This is a genomic window from Bacillus sp. RC252, from assembly GCF_044909215.1.
GTDB lineage: Bacteria > Bacillota > Bacilli > Bacillales > Bacillaceae_G > Bacillus_A > Bacillus_A mycoides.
Window position 1 is genome coordinate 173,594 of the sequence record NZ_JBIYDV010000006.1, and the last position, 19,774, is coordinate 193,367.

Consider the following 19,774-nt stretch of genomic DNA (forward strand, 5'->3'; position numbering starts at 1 on the left):
GTGACAGTGCAAGGGAATTTAGCAGATGTAAACGAAGTAATTAAAGAATCTTGTGTACGAGCTGGACGTTCGATGAAAGATATTAAGCTCGTTGCAGTTACAAAAACTGTAGGGATTGAAAAAACAAGCGAAGTAATTGAAACAGGAATTATTGATTTAGGTGAAAATAGAAATGAAGGTTTCTTACAAAAATACGAGCATTTCGGTTCAAAAGTGAATTGGCATTTTATTGGATCATTGCAAACGAGAAAAGTAAAAGAAATCATTAATGAGATTGATTATTTACATTCATTAGATCGTCTTTCGCTTGCAAAAGAAATTCAAAAACGTGCTGATAAGAAAGTTAAATGCTTTATTCAAGTGAAAACATCATCTGAAGAATCAAAGCAAGGATTGGCGATAGAAGAAACAATTTCTTTTATTCAAAGTTTGCAAGAATTGGATAAGATTGAAGTGGTAGGATTAATGACAATGGCTCCGTTTACAGGAGAAGAGGAAGAGATTCGTCGCTGCTTTAAGGAATTGCGCATGCTACAGACAGAGGTGCAGGAGCTAGAATTATTACATGCACCATGTAAAGAATTATCAATGGGAATGTCAAATGATTACACGATTGCAATTGAGGAAGGCGCTACATATATTCGTTTGGGAACGGTTTTAGTAGGAAAAGCGTAGGAGGAAGGAGAAAGTTATTATGAGTTGGTCAAAAGTAAAATACTTCTTTTTTGACACACCGGAAGAAAAAGAAGCAGCTCAATATAGTTATGAAAAGGAGCAAACAGACATGAAAAAGCAACAAGATCCCCCAGAACAACAAGATGTTCCGTTTGCGAAAGTGCAACCGAAGCAAAATGTAGTGAGTATTGAAACAGCGAAGCAATCTTCAAAAGTTGTTTTACTAGAACCACGTACATATTCGGAAGCGCAAGGCATTTCGGATCACTTAAAAGGTAGACGAGCTGTTGTAATTAATTTGCAAAGAATGTCTACAGATCAAGCTGTACGTATCGTTGACTTTTTAAGTGGTACTGTATACGCTATAGGCGGGGATATTCAAAAAATAGGCCCGAAAACATTTATGTGTACACCTGAAAATGTTGATATCGTTGGTGCGATTTCAGAGTTATTCGGTGAAGAAGAAGAGACAAATATAAAGAGGTGGTAATACGCCATGACAACAGTTTTAACAGTGTTACTTACTGCTATCGAGATTTACTCGTGGGCACTAATTATTTATATTCTCCTATCATGGTTTCCTGGCGCAAAGGAATCAGCTTTTGGAGATTTTCTTGCGCGTATTTGCGAACCGTATTTAGAGCCGTTTAGGAGGTTTATTCCACCATTTGGTATGATTGATATTTCTCCACTTGTTGCTATTGTTGCCTTGAAACTTGCTAGAGGTGGTTTAGTGAGTTTATTCAACTATTTTTTATAGTGTGAGGTTAAATACATGAGCATCTATGAGCATTTTAGACCTGATGAAGAGGTCTTTGTGGATAAAGTATTAGAGTGGAAACAGGCTGCTGAGTACCATCAAGTCAAGTTAACAGATTTTCTTGATCCAAGACAGCAACAAATTGTTTCTATGGTAATAGGGCAAGGAGATGTAGCTGTACGGTTTGATGGTGCGATGCCTGAAGCCGAACGGAAAAGAGCACTAATTTATCCAGATTATCTAGAATTAAATGAAGAGGAATTTCAAGTAGAAGTATTAGAAATTGACTATCCTTCCAAGTTTTTTACGCTAGAACATAGGCAAATATTAGGTGCATTCATGTCGCTTGGTTTAACAAGGGAAAAATGTGGTGATATTTTGCTTCAAGAAGACCGTGCCCAAATTGCAGTTGCCAAAGAAGTTGTATCGTATATTGAAATGAACTTACAATCAATAGGGAAAATGAAAGTCACACTCTCTCCTATACAAGTAGAGAAAATTTTGCGTGTAGGTGAAAAATGGGGAGAAAAATCTGGGACTGTTTCGTCACTTCGTCTAGATGTTTTATTAGCTGAAATGCTACATATATCTAGGCAGAAGGTACAGCCTCTTATAAAAGGTGGCTTAGTAAAAGTCAATTGGAAAACAGTAGAGCAAACTTCGTATGAATGTTTTCCTGGGGATGTTTTCTCGGTTAGAGGGTATGGGAGAAGTAAATTATTTTCTGTAGAAGGTAAAACGAAGCGCGACAAATGGAGAGTTTTGTATGGTATACTAAAATGATTGGTTTTTTAGAAGGAAATTCTCTTATTTTGTCGAAGAAAAGATATAATTGAAAGAGGAAATTTAGATAACTACTTGGAGGTGGCGTTGTGCCGTTAACACCATTAGATATTCATAACAAAGAATTTGGTCGCGGGTTTCGTGGCTACGATGAAGATCAAGTAAATGAGTTTCTTGATCAAATCATCAAAGATTATGAATTAGTCATTCGTGAGAAAAAAGCTTTAGAAGAAAAGGTTGCACAATTAGAAGGAAAGTTAGATCATTTTTCTAATATTGAAGATACGCTGAACAAATCTATCATTGTCGCACAAGAAGCTGCTGAAGAAGTGAAGCGTAATGCACAAAAAGAAGCAAAATTAATTGTACGTGAAGCAGAAAAAAATGCAGATCGTATCATTAATGAAGCGTTAGTGAAATCAAGAAAAGTTGCTTTTGATATTGAAGAGTTGAAGAAACAAGCGAAAGTATTCCGAACTCGTTTCCGTATGTTATTAGAAACACAACTTGAAATGTTAAACAACGATGATTGGGATAAACTAATTGAATTAGAAGACGAAGTGGACGAACTGTTGAAAAAAGAAGAAACAGTGTAAGCTTGACGTTTTTCTCATTATTACATATAATTTTAAACAACATATTTATTAAGAAAAACGAAGATAGGGATAAGTACCTTTTTCATACCTTATATAGCGAACTGAGGATGGTGTAAGCTCAGGATAAGGAGATAATGGGAATATCACCCTGGAGTTCCGCGCTGAACAAATTTAGTAAGCGTAGGCGTATATTCGCGTTAAGAATATAAAGAGGACCTTATGCATTTGTATATGGTCTACTAGGGTGGTACCGCGGGAGACTTTCTCGTCCCTTTTTGGGGATGAGAGGTCTCTTTTTTATTCCCTTTTTTAAGGTCTGTTGTTTATATATTTAAGGAGGAATTGAGCATGGAGTACAAAAATACATTACTAATGCCAAAAACAGAGTTCCCAATGCGTGGGAATTTACCAAAACGTGAGCCTGCAATGCAAGAACAGTGGGCTGAAATGAATATTTATGAAAAGGTACAAGAACATACGAAAGGTCGTCCTTTATTTGTACTGCATGATGGACCTCCATATGCGAATGGTGACATTCATATGGGACATGCATTAAATAAAGTGTTAAAAGACTTTATTGTTCGTTATAAATCAATGACTGGATACTGTGCACCATATGTACCAGGTTGGGATACACACGGTTTACCGATTGAACAAGCTTTAACGAATAAAGGTGTAAAACGTAAAGAAATGACAGTTGCTGAGTTCCGTAAGTTATGCGCAGAGTATGCATATGAGCAAGTAGAACGTCAACGTGAACAATTTAAGCGTTTAGGTGTACGTGCAGATTGGGATAATCCATATATTACTTTAGAGCCAGCTTATGAAGCACAACAAATTAAAGTGTTTGGTGACATGGCGAAAAAAGGTTATATCTATAAAGGACAGAAACCAGTTTACTGGTCTCCAACGAGTGAATCAGCTTTAGCAGAAGCTGAAATTGAATACCAAGATAAAAAATCAGCATCTATTTACGTAGCATTCCCTGTAAAAGATGGAAAGAACGTATTAGAAGGTGATGAGAAATACATTATTTGGACAACAACGCCTTGGACGTTACCTGCAAACTTAGGTATTTCTGTTCACCCAGAACTTGAATATGCTATTGTGAAAGTAAATGATGAGAAATATATCATCGCTTCTGAACTATTTGAGACAGTTGCAAAAACGTTAGAGTGGGAAAATGCTGAAGTTGTGAAAACGGTAAAAGGTAGCGAACTTGAGTATACAGTTGCAAAACATCCATTCTACGATCGTGACTCATTAGTTATGCTAGGAGAGCACGTAACAACAGATGCAGGTACAGGTTGTGTTCATACAGCACCAGGGCACGGGGAAGATGACTTCGTTGTTGGTAAAAAGTATGGCTTAGAAGTACTTTGCCCAGTTGATGATAAAGGTGTATTAACAAATGAAGCACCTGGATTTGAAGGCTTATTCTATGATAAAGCTAACAAGCCAATTACGGAAAAATTAGAAGAAGTAGGCGCGTTACTGAAACTAACATTCATTACGCATTCATACCCACATGATTGGAGAACGAAAAAACCAATTATTTTCCGTGCGACAGCGCAGTGGTTTGCATCTATTGAAGCGTTCCGTAAAGAATTATTAGAAGCTGTTGCGGAAACAAAATGGGTACCAGCATGGGGAGAAACTCGTCTTCATAATATGGTTCGTGACCGTGGTGACTGGTGTATTTCTCGTCAGCGTGCATGGGGTGTGCCAATTCCTGTATTCTATGCAGAAAATGGTGATCCAATTATTACAGATGAAACAATTAATCATGTAGCAGATTTATTCCGTGAGCACGGTTCTAACGTATGGTTCGAGCGTGAAGCGAAAGATTTATTACCAGAAGGATTTACACATACAGGTAGCCCAAATGGTGAATTCCGTAAAGAAACAGACATCATGGATGTATGGTTCGATTCAGGTTCTTCTCACCAAGCGGTATTAGAAGAGCGCGAAGACTTACAACGTCCAGCTGATTTATATTTAGAAGGATCTGACCAGTATCGTGGTTGGTTTAACTCTTCATTATCAACAGCAGTTGCTGTAACTGGTAAAGCTCCATATAAAGGCGTACTAAGCCATGGTTTCGTACTAGATGGTGACGGACGTAAAATGAGTAAGTCGATTGGAAACATCGTCGTACCGAAGAAAATTATGGATCAATTAGGCGGAGACATTTTACGCTTATGGGTATCTTCTGTTGACTATCAATCTGATGTACGTATTTCAGATGATATTTTAAAACAAGTAGCAGAAGTGTATCGTAAAATCCGTAATACATTCCGTTTCTTATTAGGAAACTTAGATGATTTTAATCCAAGTGAAAATACAGTAGCGGTAGCTGAACTTCGTGAAGTAGATCGTTACATGTTAGTGAAGTTAAATGACTTAATTACAAAAGTAAAAGATGCATATGAAACATATGACTTTGCTGCTGTATATCATGCAATTCACAACTTCTGTACAATTGATCTAAGTTCATTCTACTTAGACTTTGCAAAAGACATTCTATACATTGAAGGTGCAGATCACGCGGATCGTCGTGCAATTCAAACTGTATTATATGATGTTCTTGTTGCATTAACGAAACTTGTAACGCCAATCTTACCTCATACAGCTGATGAAGTATGGCCATATGTTCCTGGTGCAGAAGAAGAAAGCGTACAGTTAACTAATATGCCAGAAGCTACAGAAGTAGAGGGTTCAGAAGCGTTAAGAGCAAAATGGGATGCATTTATGACATTACGTGATGACGTTTTAAAAGCGTTAGAAGTAGCTCGTAATGAGAAGGTAATTGGTAAGTCATTAAATGCGAGCATTACGCTATATCCGACTGCGGAAATGAAGGCTATGTTAGAGTCTATTAGCGAAGACTTAAAGCAATTATTCATCGTCTCTGAGTATAAACTTGGTGGTACAATTGAAGAAGCGCCAACAGAAGCACCAAAGTATGAGCATACAGCTGTAGTTGTAGCACAGGCGACAGGTGAGACGTGTGAACGTTGTTGGGTTGTTTCAGAAACAATTGGTAAAGATGCAGAACATGAAACATTATGTGAGCGTTGTGCAACGGTTGTTAAAGAAAATTATGTAAAATAATGAAAAAAGCTGACTGCTCATAATAGCAGTCAGTTTTTTGTTGATGATATATCGAAATAACTTTCACTCTCTTTCCTATGAAGGAAAAATGTGTGTGAGGTAAGCGTGGAAATTTCGGACACACTAATTGTACATTGCAGCTGGGAGGAATGTACACGTGAATGAAATTTATATGGAAATAAAAGAAGAATTGCAATTGATGAGAAAAGAGTTGCAAGATAGACTGGCTAAAGAAGCAATGCACACATACTATATGGAATTTGGGCAAGAACTTGGATACGAAATAAAGGAAGAGGCAAAGAAAAAATTGCTATTACATGATATAAAAGAGGATTTAAAAGATGTAGAACGTGCATTGTTTAAAATGGAAATAGATATGTACGGTATTTGTGAAGAAACTGGAAGAGCGATTTCTACAAAACAAATGAAAACAATGCCGACTGCTCGTACTATTCATGAATTTTTCTATGAAAAGGTAAATGTATGAATACGCACAACGATATTATGTTACCTTTTTTTAATTTATTTTATTCTTCTACAAAGGTTCATTGTGAAAAGGTAGCAGCTATGCTAAAATTTTGAGGTACACTGTCTTTGTGGGGGAAATGAAAATGATATATTATGTAATAGCGTTATTTGTCATTGCCATCGATCAAATATCGAAGTGGCTAATTGTAAAGAACATGGAATTGGGTACGAGCATTCCGATTATCGATAATGTATTATACATAACATCTCATCGAAATAGAGGAGCTGCCTGGGGTATTTTAGAAAATAAAATGTGGTTTTTCTACATTATTACAGTCATTTTCGTAGGATTTATCGTATTTTATATGAAAAAATATGCGAAAACGGACAAGCTTCTAGGTATTTCATTAGGTCTAATTTTAGGCGGAGCAATTGGCAATTTTATTGATCGTGTATTTAGACAAGAAGTAGTGGATTTCATTCACGTGTATATTTTCTCGTACAACTATCCGGTATTCAATATAGCTGACTCAGCATTATGTATTGGAGTTGTATTAATTATTATTCAAACAGTATTAGAAGGAAAGAAAGCGAAGGAGTAATTGAATGAGTGAAGTAGTACAAGTAACAGTTGCAGAAGAACAAAAAAGCGAGCGAATTGATAAATTCGTTGCAGAAATAAACAGTGAATGGTCACGTTCACAAGTGCAGCAATGGATTAAAGATGCTGTTGTGACAGTAAATGGGAAATCAGTTAAAGGGAATTATAAAGTAAAAGGAAATGATGAAATTACAGTAACAATTCCCGAGCCAGAAGAGTTAGATATTCAACCGGAAGATATGAATTTAGAAGTTTATTATGAAGATGCCGATGTACTAGTTGTAAATAAGCCGCGTGGCATGGTAGTACATCCAGCACCAGGGCATACGAAGGGTACGCTTGTAAACGGACTTATGCATCATTGTACAGACCTATCAGGTATTAATGGTGTAATGCGTCCTGGTATAGTACACCGTATTGATAAGGATACATCTGGATTATTAATGGTTGCTAAAAATGATATGGCGCATGAATCACTTGTAAATCAACTTGTAGCAAAAACGGTAACAAGACGCTATAAAGCGATTGTACATGGTGTAATTCCACATGATAAAGGAACAATTGACGCTCCAATTGGTCGTGATAAAAAAGAACGTCAAAGTATGACTGTTGATGAAAATGGTAAGAATGCAGTTACACATTTCCAAGTGTTAGAGCGATTTAAGGATTTCACACTTGTAGAATGCCGCTTAGAAACGGGACGTACACACCAAATTCGTGTTCATATGAAATATATTGGTTATCCACTTGCAGGGGATCCAAAGTATGGTCCGAAGAAAACATTAGATATGAATGGACAAGCACTTCATGCAGGGATTTTAGGTTTCGATCACCCTCGTACTGGTGAATATATTGAGTTTGAGGCACCGATTCCAGAAGTGTTTGAAGAAGCGCTAAATATTTTACGGAAATAGTATTGACAAATCATAAGAAAACTGAGATACTGACAACAGTTAAATAATGATCCTTTAACACAGCCCCGTGAGGTTGAGAAGGTAACGGTTTGAAATACTTAGGGTATGTTGTACCCTTTTTTCAAAAGTCCTCTCGCACACGCTGAGAGGACTTTTTTTATACCATTACTCTCACGCAAGAAAAAAAGCTTGGAGGTGTAGAGCATGCAAGAGAAAGCTGTCGTTTTAGATGACCAAATGATTCGCCGCGCTTTAACACGAATTAGTCATGAAATCGTGGAACGAAATAAAGGTGTCGATAATTGTGTTCTTGTCGGAATAAAAACACGTGGAATTTTTATTGCACAACGTTTGGCAGAACGAATTGGTCAAATTGAAGGAAAAGAGATGGAAGTAGGAGAGTTAGATATTACGTTGTATCGTGATGATTTAACACTACAATCGAAACATAAAGAACCACTTGTAAAAGGTTCTGATATTCCTGTAGATATTACGAAGAAAAAAGTTATCCTTGTGGATGATGTGTTATATACAGGAAGAACAGTTCGAGCAGCAATGGATGCTCTTATGGATTTAGGTAGACCATCACAAATCCAATTGGCTGTTCTTGTTGATAGAGGTCATCGTGAATTACCAATTCGCGCTGATTATGTAGGAAAGAACATTCCAACATCTAGTGAAGAGCGTATCGAAGTTGATTTGCAAGAGACAGATCAACAAGATCGAGTAAGCATATACGATAAGTAAAGCCCTTTTAAATGTAGTCCTGTGAGGCTGCCAAAGGGTCTTGGCTTTCATATGTCAAATTTGGCATACGAAAGTGTAGGACTCTTTGTGCACAGGCACAAAGAGTTTTTTTATTGCAAAAATTAAAACTGAAGGAGTATGTAACAATGGAGCAAAAGCCAGTGTTAGACATTCATGAAGTACCGAAACCGGGAAAATGGTTATTATTAAGTATACAACATTTGTTCGCGATGTTTGGATCAACAGTGCTTGTTCCGTTTTTAACAGGACTGAATCCATCAGTAGCTTTAATATCAAGTGGATTAGGAACGCTAGCGTTTCTTCTAATAACGAAAGGTCAAGTACCAGCATATTTAGGATCATCATTCGCCTTTATTGCACCAATTATTACAGCAAAAACAGCAGGTGGACCTGGAGCAGCGATGCTTGGAGGAATGCTTGCGGGACTTGTTTACATCTTAATCTCACTCGGAATTAAGAAATCTGGGTCAGAATGGATTATGAAATTACTTCCGCCAATCGTAGTTGGGCCAGTCGTAATGGTAATCGGTTTATCTTTAGCACATACAGCAGTGAACATGGCGATGAACGGTGCGGATGGTAAGTATAGCATTACACACTTTTCAGTAGCATTAGTAACATTAGCAATTACAATCATTTGCTCCATATTCGGGAGAGGATTTTTCAGTATCATACCAGTGCTACTTGGAATCATCGGTGGGTATATATTCGCTTACTTCCAAGGGCTAGTAGATTTAAAGCCAGTAGCTGAGGCAAAATGGTTTGTCATACCAGACTTCACAGTACCGTTTGTAACATATACTCCGGAGTTTTCATGGAAAATTGTACTCTTAATGGTGCCAGTTGCACTTGTAACAATTTCAGAACATATCGGACATCAAATTGTACTTGGAAATGTTATTAAAAGAGATTTAATTGAAAAACCAGGTTTACATCGTTCAATCTTCGGTGATGGGATAGCAACATTGATCGCATCACTAATAGGAGGACCACCCAATACAACGTACGGTGAAAACATCGGTGTGCTAGCAATTACGAGAGCATACAGTGTATACTTATTCATCGGTTCAGCAGTGTTCGCAATCATGTTTGGATTTATCGGGAAGATTTCAGCACTGATTCATTCGATTCCAACACCAGTTATGGGTGGTGTATCAATCTTACTCTTCGGTGTAATCGCATCAAGTGGTTTACGTATGATGGTAGACGATAAAACAGACTTAGGTGACAAACGAAACTTAATGATTGCATCAGTTATACTAGTAATCGGTATTGGCGGAGCGGTACTGCACGTAGGTGAATCGTTCCAAGTAGAAGGAATGGCGCTAGCAGCAATTGTAGGTGTACTATTAAATCTACTACTACCAGAGACAAAACAAACAAATAAAACAAAACAATCTAAGCAGATTGCTTCATAAAAATAACCTTTTAATTCAGTCCTGTGAGATAGAAAAGGGTGGCTACTTTAACGCACCCTAGTCTCAAAGACTAGGGTATTTTTATACAGTTATTGTTATATAAATTCAATGGTGTTATCATAAAAAACAGAAAGATGAGGGATGACGATGAGCCATTTGTTAACGATGAGTGAATTATCGGAACAAGAAATTTCAGAAATCCTAAAAGACGCAGAAGATTTCGCGAATGGAAAAGAGAGAAAAACGACAGAGCAAACATTTGTTGCGAACTTGTTCTTTGAGAATAGTACGAGGACGAGATTTAGCTTTGAAGTTGCTGAGAAGAGATTAGGACTTGAAGTATTAGACTTTTCCGCAGATGCATCTAGCGTACAAAAAGGAGAAACTTTATACGATACGATAAGAACACTAGAATCAATCGGAACAAAAGCGGTAGTCATCCGCCATGAGCAAGATCGTTACTTCGATGAATTAAAAGATCAGGTGAATATCCCAATCTTGAACGCTGGAGATGGATGTGGAAATCATCCAACGCAATGTCTACTCGATCTTCTAACAATTAAACAAGAGTTTGGAAGATTTGAAGGTTTGAAGATTGCAATAGTTGGGGATGTTCGTCATAGCCGAGTAGCACGTTCTAATGCAGAAGCATTAACGAAACTGGGCGCGACAATTTACTTTGCAAGCCCAGAAGAGTGGAAAGATGAAGAGAACACATTTGGAACGTACAAGAGTTTAGATGAACTTGTTCCAGAAGTGGATGTGATGATGTTACTTCGTGTACAACATGAGCGTCATGACCATTATGAAACAGACATTATGAAAGAGTATCACGAGCAACATGGGTTAACAGTTGAAAGAGAAAAACGTATGAAAGAAGGAAGCATTATTATGCATCCAGCCCCTGTAAACCGTGATGTTGAAATTGCAAGTGAACTTGTCGAGTGTGAACGCTCACGCATATTCAAGCAAATGGAAAACGGGGTCTACGTAAGAATGGCTGTACTAAAACGCGCATTACCAAATGTATTAGGAGGAATGAAACATGAATTATTTGTTTAAAAATGGTCGTTATATGAATGAAGAAGGGACAATTGTAGCAACAGATCTTCTCGTACAAGACGGTAAAATTGCGAAGGTAGCAGAAAATATTACGGCAGATAATGCTGAAGTAATCGATGTAAATGGAAAGTTAATCGCACCTGGATTAGTAGATGTACACGTTCATCTTCGTGAACCAGGTGGTGAACATAAAGAAACAATTGAAACAGGAACACTTGCAGCAGCAAAAGGTGGATTTACTACAATTTGCGCAATGCCAAACACACGCCCAGTACCAGATTGTAAAGAACATATGGAAGACCTGCAAAAGCGTATTAAAGAAAAAGCACATGTAAATGTATTACCATATGGAGCAATTACAGTACGTCAAGCAGGTTCTGAAATGACCGATTTTGAAACGTTAAAAGAACTTGGAGCGTTTGCTTTCACTGATGATGGCGTAGGCGTGCAAGATGCAAGCATGATGTTAGCTGCAATGAAGCGTGCATCGAAATTAAATATGGCAGTTGTTGCACACTGCGAAGAGAACACACTTATTAATAAAGGATGTGTACATGAAGGGAAGTTTTCTGAGAAACACGGATTAAACGGTATCCCATCAGTATGTGAATCCGTACATATTGCCCGGGACATCTTACTTGCGGAAGCTGCAAATTGTCACTACCACGTATGTCACGTAAGTACAAAAGGATCTGTACGTGTAATCCGTGACGCGAAACGTGCTGGAATTAAGGTGACAGCAGAAGTAACACCGCATCACTTAGTATTATGTGAAGATGATATCCCATCGGCTGATCCTAACTTTAAAATGAATCCACCGCTTCGAGGAAAAGAAGATCATACAGCGTTAATTGAAGGACTATTAGATGGAACAATTGATATGATCGCAACTGACCATGCACCGCATACTGCAGAAGAGAAAGCACAAGGGATTGAAAGAGCGCCGTTCGGAATTACTGGTTTTGAAACAGCATTCCCGCTTTTATATACGAACCTTGTGAAAAAAGGAATCATTACATTAGAGCAACTGATTCAATTCTTAACAGAAAAACCGGCTGACACATTCGGTTTAGAAGCAGGGCGCCTAACAGAAGGTAGAACAGCTGATATTACAATTATCGATTTAGAACAAGAAGAAGAAATTGATCCAACAACATTCTTATCAAAAGGAAAAAATACACCATTCGCAGGTTGGAAATGCCAAGGTTGGCCGGTTATGACAATCGTTGGTGGTAAGATCGCATGGCAAAAGGAGAGTGCATTAGTATGAAAAGACAACTTATCTTAGAAGATGGAACAGTATTAATTGGAAAAGGTTTCGGAGGAGAAATCGAAAAGTCAGGTGAGGTTGTATTTACAACTGGGATGACTGGATATCAAGAAACTTTATCTGATCCATCATACTGCGGTCAAATCGTAACATTTACGTATCCATTAATCGGAAACTACGGCATTAACCGTGATGATTTTGAATCAATTCACCCATCTGTAAATGGTTTAATCGTAAACGAAATTTGTGATCACCCATCAAACTTCCGTAATGAAATTTCGCTAAATGATTACTTGAAAGAAAGAAATATCCCAGGATTAGCAGGAATTGATACGAGAAAATTAACAAGAAAAATCCGTAAATATGGAACTTTACGCGGACGTCTTTGCAATATGGATGTGGATGTAGAGGACATCGTTAGCCAATTGAAAGCAACTGTCTTTACAGATCATGTGAAACGCGTATCAACAAAAGATCCATACCCAAGTCCAGGCCGTGGACACCGAGTTGTACTTGTAGACTTCGGAATGAAACATGGTATTTTACGAGAATTAAATAAGCGTGATTGTGATGTAATTGTTGTACCTTACAATACAACAGCAGAAGAAATTCTACGCCTTAGCCCAGATGGAATTATGTTAAGTAATGGACCTGGGGACCCGAAAGATGTACCAGAAGCAATTGAAATGTTAAAAGAAATTATTGGTAAAGTTCCTTTATTCGGGATTTGCCTAGGACATCAATTGTTCGCCCTGGCATCTGGTGCGAATACAAGTAAGTTAAAATTCGGTCACCGTGGTTTAAATCATCCAGTAAAAAATCTTGCAACTGGAAAAGTAGCAATCACTTCTCAAAACCATGGTTACGCAGTAGAAGAAGAATCAGTTGGAAATACAGAACTGGAAATTACACATGTTGCTTTAAATGATGGAACAGTAGAAGGTCTTCGTCATACGAAGTTCCCAGCATTTACAGTGCAATACCATCCAGAAGCTTCTGCAGGACCAGAAGATGCAAATGATTTATTCGAAGATTTCTTAGCAATGATTGAAAACTTCAAGAAAGAAGGGGAAGAGTTATGCCAAAACGCCTAGACATTAACACAATTTTAGTAATCGGATCAGGACCAATTGTAATTGGGCAAGCAGCAGAGTTTGATTATTCTGGAACACAAGCTTGTCAATCTCTTAGAGAAGAAGGTTACAAAGTAATCCTTGTTAACTCTAACCCAGCAACAATTATGACAGATACTGCAACAGCAGATAAAGTATATATAGAACCATTAACATTAGAATTCGTAAGCCGTATTATTCGTAAAGAACGTCCAGATGCACTCTTACCAACATTAGGTGGTCAAACAGGCCTAAACATGGCGGTTGAACTTGCGAAATCAGGCATACTTGAAGAGTGCGGAGTTGAAATTTTAGGAACAAAATTATCAGCAATCGAGCAAGCCGAGGATCGTGATTTATTCCGTACATTAATGCAGGAATTAAATGAACCAATTCCATCTAGCACGATTATTCATACGCTGGAAGAAGCACATGAATTTGTAAAAGAAATTGGTTATCCAGTTATTGTTCGTCCAGCATTTACAATGGGGGGAACAGGTGGCGGAATCTGTAATAATGAAGAAGAACTAATTGAAATCGTATCAGGTGGATTAAAACACAGTCCAGTAACACAATGTCTATTAGAAAAGAGTATTGCTGGTTGTAAGGAAATTGAATATGAAGTAATGCGCGATTCGAATGATAACGCGATTGTAGTATGTAACATGGAAAATATCGATCCGGTTGGGGTTCACACAGGTGATTCTATCGTTGTAGCACCGAGCCAAACATTAAGTGACCGTGAGTATCAAATGTTACGAAACACCTCATTAAGAATTATTCGTGCATTAGGAATTGAAGGTGGATGTAACGTTCAGCTTGCACTTGATCCACATAGCTTCCAATACTATGTAATCGAAGTAAACCCGCGTGTGAGTCGTTCGTCTGCACTAGCATCTAAAGCAACTGGATATCCAATTGCAAAGCTAGCGGCGAAAATTGCAGTCGGTTTAACATTAGATGAAATTATAAACCCAGTAACACAAAAAACATACGCTTGCTTCGAGCCAGCATTAGACTATGTTGTTTCAAAAATTCCACGTTGGCCATTTGATAAGTTTGAATCAGCAAACAGAACACTTGGTACACAAATGAAGGCAACTGGTGAAGTTATGTCAATTGGACGTAACTTAGAACAATCATTATTAAAAGCGATCCGTTCTTTAGAGCTTGGCGTTTATCACCTAGAGTTAGACCACTTAAAAGAGCTTGATAAAGAAACGATGAAAAAGCGTATTATAAAAGCTGATGACGAGCGTCTGTTCGTTGTAGCAGAAGCGATCCGTCAAGGTGTAACGAAAGAAGAAATCAACGAATGGTGTGAAATGGACTTCTTCTTCTTACAAAAAGTTGAAAATATCGTAAACATGGAACGCGAAGTAAAAGCGAATGTAGGAAATATGGAAGTGTTACAATCTGCGAAAGAAATGGGCTTCAGTGACCATTACATCGCCAATGCTTGGAACAAAACAGAGCGTGAAATTTACGATATGCGTAAAGAAAGCAATATGACTCCTGTTTATAAGATGGTAGATACTTGTGCGGCAGAGTTTGAATCTGCAACACCATACTACTACAGCACATATGGTGACGAGAATGAATCGATTGTAACAGATCGTAAGAGTGTAGTTGTACTAGGATCTGGTCCAATCCGTATTGGTCAAGGTGTTGAGTTTGATTATGCAACAGTTCACTCTGTATGGGCAATAAAAGAAGCTGGGTATGAGGCAATCATTGTTAATAACAACCCAGAAACAGTTTCAACAGACTTCAGTATTTCTGACAAATTATACTTTGAACCATTAACAATCGAAGATGTAATGCACATTATCGATTTAGAAAAGCCAGAAGGTGTTATCGTCCAATTCGGTGGACAAACGGCAATTAACTTAGCGGCTAAATTAGAAGCACACGGTGTGAAAATTTTAGGAACATCACTTGAAGATTTAGACCGTGCAGAAGATCGTGATAAGTTTGAAGCAGCTTTAACAAAGCTTGGTATCCCGCAACCAGTTGGTAAAACAGCAACGACTGTAGAGCAAGCAGTAGCGATCGCTGACAAAATTGGTTACCCAGTATTAGTAAGACCATCTTACGTACTAGGTGGACGTGCGATGGAAATCGTATATCGTCAAGAAGAATTACTGCACTACATGAAAAATGCGGTTAAAGTTCACGCAGATCACCCAGTATTAATCGACCGTTATATGGTTGGTAAAGAAATTGAAGTAGATGCAATTTCAGACGGTGAGAATGTATTCATTCCAGGTATTATGGAACATATCGAACGCGCTGGAGTTCACTCTGGGGATTCAATTGGAGTATATCCACCACAGAGCTTATCTGAAAAACTAAAAGAACAAATTATTGAACATACAATTGGGCTTGGAAAAGGTTTAAACATTGTTGGATTACTAAACATTCAGTTTGTAGTATTCAAAGATGAAGTGTATGTAATTGAAGTAAATCCACGTGCGAGCCGTACAGTACCATTCTTAAGTAAAATTACAGGCGTACCGATGGCAAATATCGCAACGAAAGTTATTTTAGGTCAAAACCTTGTAGAACAAGGATATGGAACTGGCTATCACCCAGAAGAGAAGGAAGTGTATGTAAAAGCACCGGTATTCTCATTTGCGAAACTACGCTCAGTTGATACAACATTAGGGCCTGAAATGAAATCAACAGGGGAAGTAATGGGTAAAGATTTAACGCTTGAAAAAGCATTATATAAAGGACTTGTTGCTTCAGGAATTAACATTCCAACGCACGGATCAGTAATCATCACTGTAGCGGATAAAGATAAAGAAGAAGCGCTGGAAATCGCAAAACGCTTCCATGAAATCGGCTATAACTTATTAGCAACAGCAGGAACAGCACAATCGCTAACAGAACAAAACATTCCGGTGCAAGTTGTAAACAAAATTGATTCTGAAGACTACAACTTACTTGATATTATTCGTCAAGGGAAAGCACAGTTTGTAATCAATACATTAACAAAAGGCAAACAACCAGCGCGTGATGGTTTCCGCATTCGCCGTGAATCAGTAGAAAATGGTGTGGCTTGCTTAACATCACTTGATACAACGAGAGCAATCTTGGGAGTATTAGAATCTATGACATTCTCAGCTCATTCAATGAAAGAAATTACGCAAACGAAGCGTCACGAGGTGGTACATGCATGATGCAAAAGCAAAATATGATCGTCGTTAACCAAAAAGAAATCGCAAAAAACATTTACGAATTAGTGCTTCAAGGGGATTTAGTGCAGCAAATGAACGATCCAGGGCAGTTTGTACACATTAAGGTAGCAGAGGGCATTACGCCCCTTCTGCGCCGCCCAATTAGTATTTGTAATGTCGATCAAGACAAGAACGAATTTACAATGCTATATCGTGCGGAAGGACAAGGGACAAAAACATTAGCGAAAAGAAAACAAGGTGAACTTGTAGATGTGTTAGGACCACTTGGTCATGGATTTCCTGTAGAAGAAGCGGAATCTGGACAAACGGCTCTATTAGTTGGTGGAGGAATTGGTGTACCACCACTATATGAATTGTCACAGCGTCTTGTAGCAAAAGGAGTACGCGTTATTCACATCTTAGGTTTCCAAACGAAAGATGTTGTCTTCTATGAAGAGAAATTCGCAGAACTTGGTGATACGTATGTTGCAACTGTTGATGGTACACATGGTACAAAAGGGTTTGTAACAGATGTAATCGATAGCTATGGAATTGACTTTGACATTCTCTACTCATGTGGACCTTTAGCGATGCTTCGTGCATTAGAAGGACGCTATAAGGAGAGAAAAGCCTACATTTCATTAGAAGAACGTATGGGCTGTGGTATCGGAGCATGTTTCGCATGTGTATGCCATTTGCAAGCAGATCCGAGTGGACATTCTTACAAGAAGGTGTGTAGCGACGGACCAGTATTTCCAATCGGGGAGGTTGTACTATGAACAGATTGCAAGTTGAATTACCAGGGTTATCATTAAAAAATCCAATCATCCCAGCATCTGGTTGCTTCGGATTTGGTCGTGAGTATGCACAGTTCTATGATTTAAGTGTACTTGGATCAATTATGATTAAAGCGACAACAGAACAACCTCGTTATGGAAACCCAACGCCTCGTGTTGCTGAAACACCAGGCGGAATGCTAAATGCAATCGGGCTTCAAAATCCTGGATTAGAAAAGGTAATGAATTCTGAATTACCTTTTCTCGAGCAATTTGATCTTCCGATTATTGCAAACGTTGCGGGTTCACAAGCTGAGGATTACGTAGCGGTTGCGAAGGCGATTTCAAAGGCACCTAATGTTCATGCGCTAGAATTAAATATTTCTTGTCCAAACGTAAAAACGGGTGGTATCGCTTTTGGTACAAATCCTGAAATTGCTGCTGATTTAACGAAGCGAGTAAAAGAGGTTTCTGAAGTACCGGTATATGTGAAATTGTCACCGAACGTGGCAAACATTGTGGAAATTGCAAAAGCAATTGAAAATGCGGGTGCGGACGGTTTAACGATGATTAATACATTGCTTGGTATGCGTCTAGATTTAAAAACTGCAAAACCAATTTTAGCAAACCGTACGGGCGGACTATCAGGGCCTGCGATTAAGCCAGTAGCAATTCGTATGGTACATGAAGTAAGTCAAGCGGTTAACATTCCGATCATCGGAATGGGTGGTATTGAAACAGCGGAAGATGTAATTGAATTCTTCTATGCTGGCGCAAGCGCGGTTGCAGTTGGAACGGCGAACTTTATCAATCCGTTCGTATGTCCGACAATTATTGAAGAATTACCAGCATTACTAGATGAATTAGGATTTGATCATATTTCGGAATGTCAAGGAAGGAGCTGGAAGCAAACATGTCACAGTCGTTAATCGTTGCACTAGATTTTCCAGGGAAACAAGAGGTAGAACAATTCTTACACCACTTTGAAGGGGAAGAGTTATTTGTCAAAGTTGGTATGGAGTTGTTTTACAAAGAAGGTCCTGCAATTATTACGTACTTAAAAGAAAAAGGACATAAAATCTTCCTAGATTTAAAACTTCATGATATTCCGAATACGGTAAAAAGCGCTATGCGTAGCCTAGCTAGTCTAGATGTAGATATGGTAAATGTTCATGCTGCTGGGGGAAGCAGTATGATGAAAGCTGCGATTGAGGGATTAGAGGAAGGTAAGCAAGAAGGAAAAGAGAGACCGATTTGTATTGCCGTTACACAATTAACAAGCACTTCGGAAGCTATGATGAAAAAAGAGATTGGCATTGAGAAAACGTTAGAAGAAGCGGTTGCTCATTATGCAAAATTAACGAAAGAAAGTGGACTTGATGGAGTTGTTTGTTCAACACTTGAAGTACCAAAATTACGTGAAGTATGCGGAAATGAATTTGTAACAGTAACACCGGGGATTCGTCTTGCAAGTGATGATGTAAATGACCAAGTGCGCGTAGCAACACCGAAACGTGCGAGGGAACTTGGTTCAAGCTACATCGTAGTTGGACGTAGTATTACAAAAGCAGAAAATCCGCTTGAAGCGTATAAAACAGTAAAACAACAGTGGGAAGGTGTAACAGTATGAAAAAAGAAATCGCATCGCATTTATTAGAAATTGGAGCAGTATTTTTACAACCGAATGACCCATTTACTTGGTCTTCTGGTATAAAATCACCAATTTATTGTGATAATCGCTTAACTTTATCTTATCCAAAAGTACGCCAAGCGATTGCAGCTGGATTAGAAGAGTTAATTAAAGAGCACTTCCCAACTGTAGAAGTTATTGCAGGAACAGCAACTGCTGGTATTGCGCACGCTGCATGGGTAAGCGATCGTATGGATTTACCAATGTGCTACGTGCGTAGTAAAGCAAAAGGTCACGGTAAAGGGAACCAAATCGAAGGAAAAGCTGAAAAAGGTCAAAAAGTAGTAGTAGTAGAAGACTTAATTTCAACTGGCGGTAGTGCAATTACATGTGTAGAAGCACTTCGCGAAGCTGGCTGTGAAGTATTAGGAATCGCATCAATCTTCACATACGAGCTTGAGTCAGGAAAAGAGAAACTAGAAGCAGCAAACGTAGCATCATATTCTTTAAGTGATTACAGTGCATTAACTGAAGTTGCAGCAGAAAAAGGTATGATCGGACAAGCTGAAACGAAAAAATTACAAGAGTGGCGTAAAAATCCAGCTAATGAAGCTTGGATCACAGCGTAACACGAAAAAAGACGAC

General features: G+C 38.3%; 19 protein-coding genes and 1 other annotated feature. All 19 genes read left to right on the forward strand.

Features of this window, described 5'->3' with window-relative positions; all coding sequences use genetic code 11:
- The 19 genes from ABH960_RS10800 (at position 1) to pyrE (ending at position 19,758) form a co-directional block, all read left to right on the forward strand.
- Positions 1 to 675, forward strand: coding sequence for a YggS family pyridoxal phosphate-dependent enzyme (locus tag ABH960_RS10800; RefSeq protein WP_002033757.1), 675 nt, complete (start codon positions 1 to 3; stop codon positions 673 to 675).
- A 19-nt stretch (positions 676 to 694) separates the two neighbouring features.
- Positions 695 to 1,165, forward strand: coding sequence for a cell division protein SepF (locus tag ABH960_RS10805; protein WP_002014721.1), 471 nt, complete (start codon positions 695 to 697; stop codon positions 1,163 to 1,165).
- 6 nt (positions 1,166 to 1,171) lie between these two features.
- Positions 1,172 to 1,435: a YggT family protein gene (locus tag ABH960_RS10810; RefSeq protein WP_002014720.1), complete on the forward strand. Its 264-nt coding sequence runs from the start codon at positions 1,172 to 1,174 to the stop codon at positions 1,433 to 1,435.
- 15 nt (positions 1,436 to 1,450) lie between these two features.
- Positions 1,451 to 2,218: a YlmH family RNA-binding protein gene (locus ABH960_RS10815; protein ID WP_002033759.1), complete on the forward strand. Its 768-nt coding sequence runs from the start codon at positions 1,451 to 1,453 to the stop codon at positions 2,216 to 2,218.
- Positions 2,219 to 2,307: 89 nt separating this feature from the next.
- A complete protein-coding gene (gene divIVA / locus ABH960_RS10820; RefSeq protein ID WP_001131609.1) occupies positions 2,308 to 2,814 on the forward strand; it encodes a septum site-determining protein DivIVA in 507 nt (168 codons plus the stop codon).
- A gap of 51 nt (positions 2,815 to 2,865) precedes the next feature.
- Positions 2,866 to 3,090: a binding site (T-box leader), on the forward strand.
- Positions 3,091 to 3,162: 72 nt separating this feature from the next.
- The gene (gene ileS2 / locus ABH960_RS10825; protein ID WP_016096212.1) at positions 3,163 to 5,928 is read left to right on the forward strand and encodes an isoleucine--tRNA ligase; all 2,766 of its coding nucleotides are present in this window, start codon (positions 3,163 to 3,165) and stop codon (positions 5,926 to 5,928) included.
- A gap of 157 nt (positions 5,929 to 6,085) precedes the next feature.
- Positions 6,086 to 6,415, forward strand: coding sequence for a TraR/DksA C4-type zinc finger protein (locus ABH960_RS10830; RefSeq protein WP_404444993.1), 330 nt, complete (start codon positions 6,086 to 6,088; stop codon positions 6,413 to 6,415).
- 124 nt (positions 6,416 to 6,539) lie between these two features.
- A complete protein-coding gene (gene lspA / locus ABH960_RS10835; protein WP_219303434.1) occupies positions 6,540 to 6,998 on the forward strand; it encodes a lipoprotein signal peptidase LspA in 459 nt (152 codons plus the stop codon).
- A 4-nt stretch (positions 6,999 to 7,002) separates the two neighbouring features.
- On the forward strand, positions 7,003 to 7,911 hold the full coding sequence (locus ABH960_RS10840) for an RluA family pseudouridine synthase (RefSeq protein WP_002137978.1): 909 nt from the start codon (positions 7,003 to 7,005) through the stop codon (positions 7,909 to 7,911).
- A gap of 204 nt (positions 7,912 to 8,115) precedes the next feature.
- Positions 8,116 to 8,658, forward strand: a complete 543-nt coding sequence (pyrR, locus tag ABH960_RS10845) for a bifunctional pyrimidine operon transcriptional regulator/uracil phosphoribosyltransferase (RefSeq protein ID WP_001156489.1) — start codon at positions 8,116 to 8,118, stop codon at positions 8,656 to 8,658.
- A gap of 146 nt (positions 8,659 to 8,804) precedes the next feature.
- A complete protein-coding gene (gene uraA / locus ABH960_RS10850; protein ID WP_002014712.1) occupies positions 8,805 to 10,097 on the forward strand; it encodes a uracil permease in 1,293 nt (430 codons plus the stop codon).
- A gap of 147 nt (positions 10,098 to 10,244) precedes the next feature.
- Entirely contained in the window at positions 10,245 to 11,159 is a 915-nt protein-coding gene (pyrB, locus tag ABH960_RS10855) for an aspartate carbamoyltransferase (RefSeq protein WP_002128846.1), read from the forward strand.
- Complete coding sequence (gene pyrC / locus ABH960_RS10860) at positions 11,143 to 12,429, forward strand: dihydroorotase (protein WP_404444999.1); 1,287 nt, start codon at positions 11,143 to 11,145, stop codon at positions 12,427 to 12,429. Before pyrB ends, pyrC begins: the two co-directional genes overlap by 17 nt.
- Positions 12,426 to 13,523 carry a carbamoyl phosphate synthase small subunit gene (locus ABH960_RS10865; RefSeq protein WP_404445002.1) on the forward strand — a complete coding sequence of 366 codons (1,098 nt, stop codon included), beginning with the start codon at positions 12,426 to 12,428 and terminating at the stop codon, positions 13,521 to 13,523. The genes pyrC and ABH960_RS10865 overlap by 4 nt, the downstream gene beginning before the upstream one ends.
- The gene (carB, locus tag ABH960_RS10870) at positions 13,508 to 16,726 is read left to right on the forward strand and encodes a carbamoyl-phosphate synthase large subunit (protein WP_219303430.1); all 3,219 of its coding nucleotides are present in this window, start codon (positions 13,508 to 13,510) and stop codon (positions 16,724 to 16,726) included. The genes ABH960_RS10865 and carB overlap by 16 nt, the downstream gene beginning before the upstream one ends.
- A complete protein-coding gene (pyrK, locus tag ABH960_RS10875) occupies positions 16,723 to 17,502 on the forward strand; it encodes a dihydroorotate oxidase B electron transfer subunit (RefSeq protein WP_002088239.1) in 780 nt (259 codons plus the stop codon). Before carB ends, pyrK begins: the two co-directional genes overlap by 4 nt.
- The gene (gene pyrD / locus ABH960_RS10880; protein ID WP_404445007.1) at positions 17,499 to 18,428 is read left to right on the forward strand and encodes a dihydroorotate oxidase B catalytic subunit; all 930 of its coding nucleotides are present in this window, start codon (positions 17,499 to 17,501) and stop codon (positions 18,426 to 18,428) included. The genes pyrK and pyrD overlap by 4 nt, the downstream gene beginning before the upstream one ends.
- Positions 18,413 to 19,129 (forward strand): orotidine-5'-phosphate decarboxylase, encoded by a 717-nt coding sequence (pyrF, locus tag ABH960_RS10885; RefSeq protein ID WP_000083510.1) that lies wholly within the window; start codon positions 18,413 to 18,415, stop codon positions 19,127 to 19,129. The genes pyrD and pyrF overlap by 16 nt, the downstream gene beginning before the upstream one ends.
- Entirely contained in the window at positions 19,126 to 19,758 is a 633-nt protein-coding gene (pyrE, locus tag ABH960_RS10890; protein WP_404445011.1) for an orotate phosphoribosyltransferase, read from the forward strand. Before pyrF ends, pyrE begins: the two co-directional genes overlap by 4 nt.
- The last annotated feature ends 16 nt before the right edge of the window (positions 19,759 to 19,774 follow it).

Bases quoted from the DNA above. Each gene is read 5' to 3' on its own strand.
- ABH960_RS10815 (WP_002033759.1), top strand. From the start codon at position 1,451: ATGAGCATCTATGAGCATTTTAGACCTGATGAAGAGGTCTTTGTGGAT.
- pyrE (WP_404445011.1), top strand. From the start codon at position 19,126: ATGAAAAAAGAAATCGCATCGCATTTATTAGAAATTGGAGCAGTATTT.
- ABH960_RS10865 (WP_404445002.1), top strand. From the start codon at position 12,426: ATGAAAAGACAACTTATCTTAGAAGATGGAACAGTATTAATTGGAAAA.
- pyrB (WP_002128846.1), top strand. From the start codon at position 10,245: ATGAGCCATTTGTTAACGATGAGTGAATTATCGGAACAAGAAATTTCA.
- ABH960_RS10810 (WP_002014720.1), top strand. From the start codon at position 1,172: ATGACAACAGTTTTAACAGTGTTACTTACTGCTATCGAGATTTACTCG.
- pyrK (WP_002088239.1), top strand. From the start codon at position 16,723: ATGATGCAAAAGCAAAATATGATCGTCGTTAACCAAAAAGAAATCGCA.
- lspA (WP_219303434.1), top strand. From the start codon at position 6,540: ATGATATATTATGTAATAGCGTTATTTGTCATTGCCATCGATCAAATA.
- pyrD (WP_404445007.1), top strand. From the start codon at position 17,499: ATGAACAGATTGCAAGTTGAATTACCAGGGTTATCATTAAAAAATCCA.
- carB (WP_219303430.1), top strand. From the start codon at position 13,508: ATGCCAAAACGCCTAGACATTAACACAATTTTAGTAATCGGATCAGGA.
- uraA (WP_002014712.1), top strand. From the start codon at position 8,805: ATGGAGCAAAAGCCAGTGTTAGACATTCATGAAGTACCGAAACCGGGA.
- ABH960_RS10805 (WP_002014721.1), top strand. From the start codon at position 695: ATGAGTTGGTCAAAAGTAAAATACTTCTTTTTTGACACACCGGAAGAA.
- ileS2 (WP_016096212.1), top strand. From the start codon at position 3,163: ATGGAGTACAAAAATACATTACTAATGCCAAAAACAGAGTTCCCAATG.
- pyrR (WP_001156489.1), top strand. From the start codon at position 8,116: ATGCAAGAGAAAGCTGTCGTTTTAGATGACCAAATGATTCGCCGCGCT.
- pyrF (WP_000083510.1), top strand. From the start codon at position 18,413: ATGTCACAGTCGTTAATCGTTGCACTAGATTTTCCAGGGAAACAAGAG.
- ABH960_RS10840 (WP_002137978.1), top strand. From the start codon at position 7,003: ATGAGTGAAGTAGTACAAGTAACAGTTGCAGAAGAACAAAAAAGCGAG.
- pyrC (WP_404444999.1), top strand. From the start codon at position 11,143: ATGAATTATTTGTTTAAAAATGGTCGTTATATGAATGAAGAAGGGACA.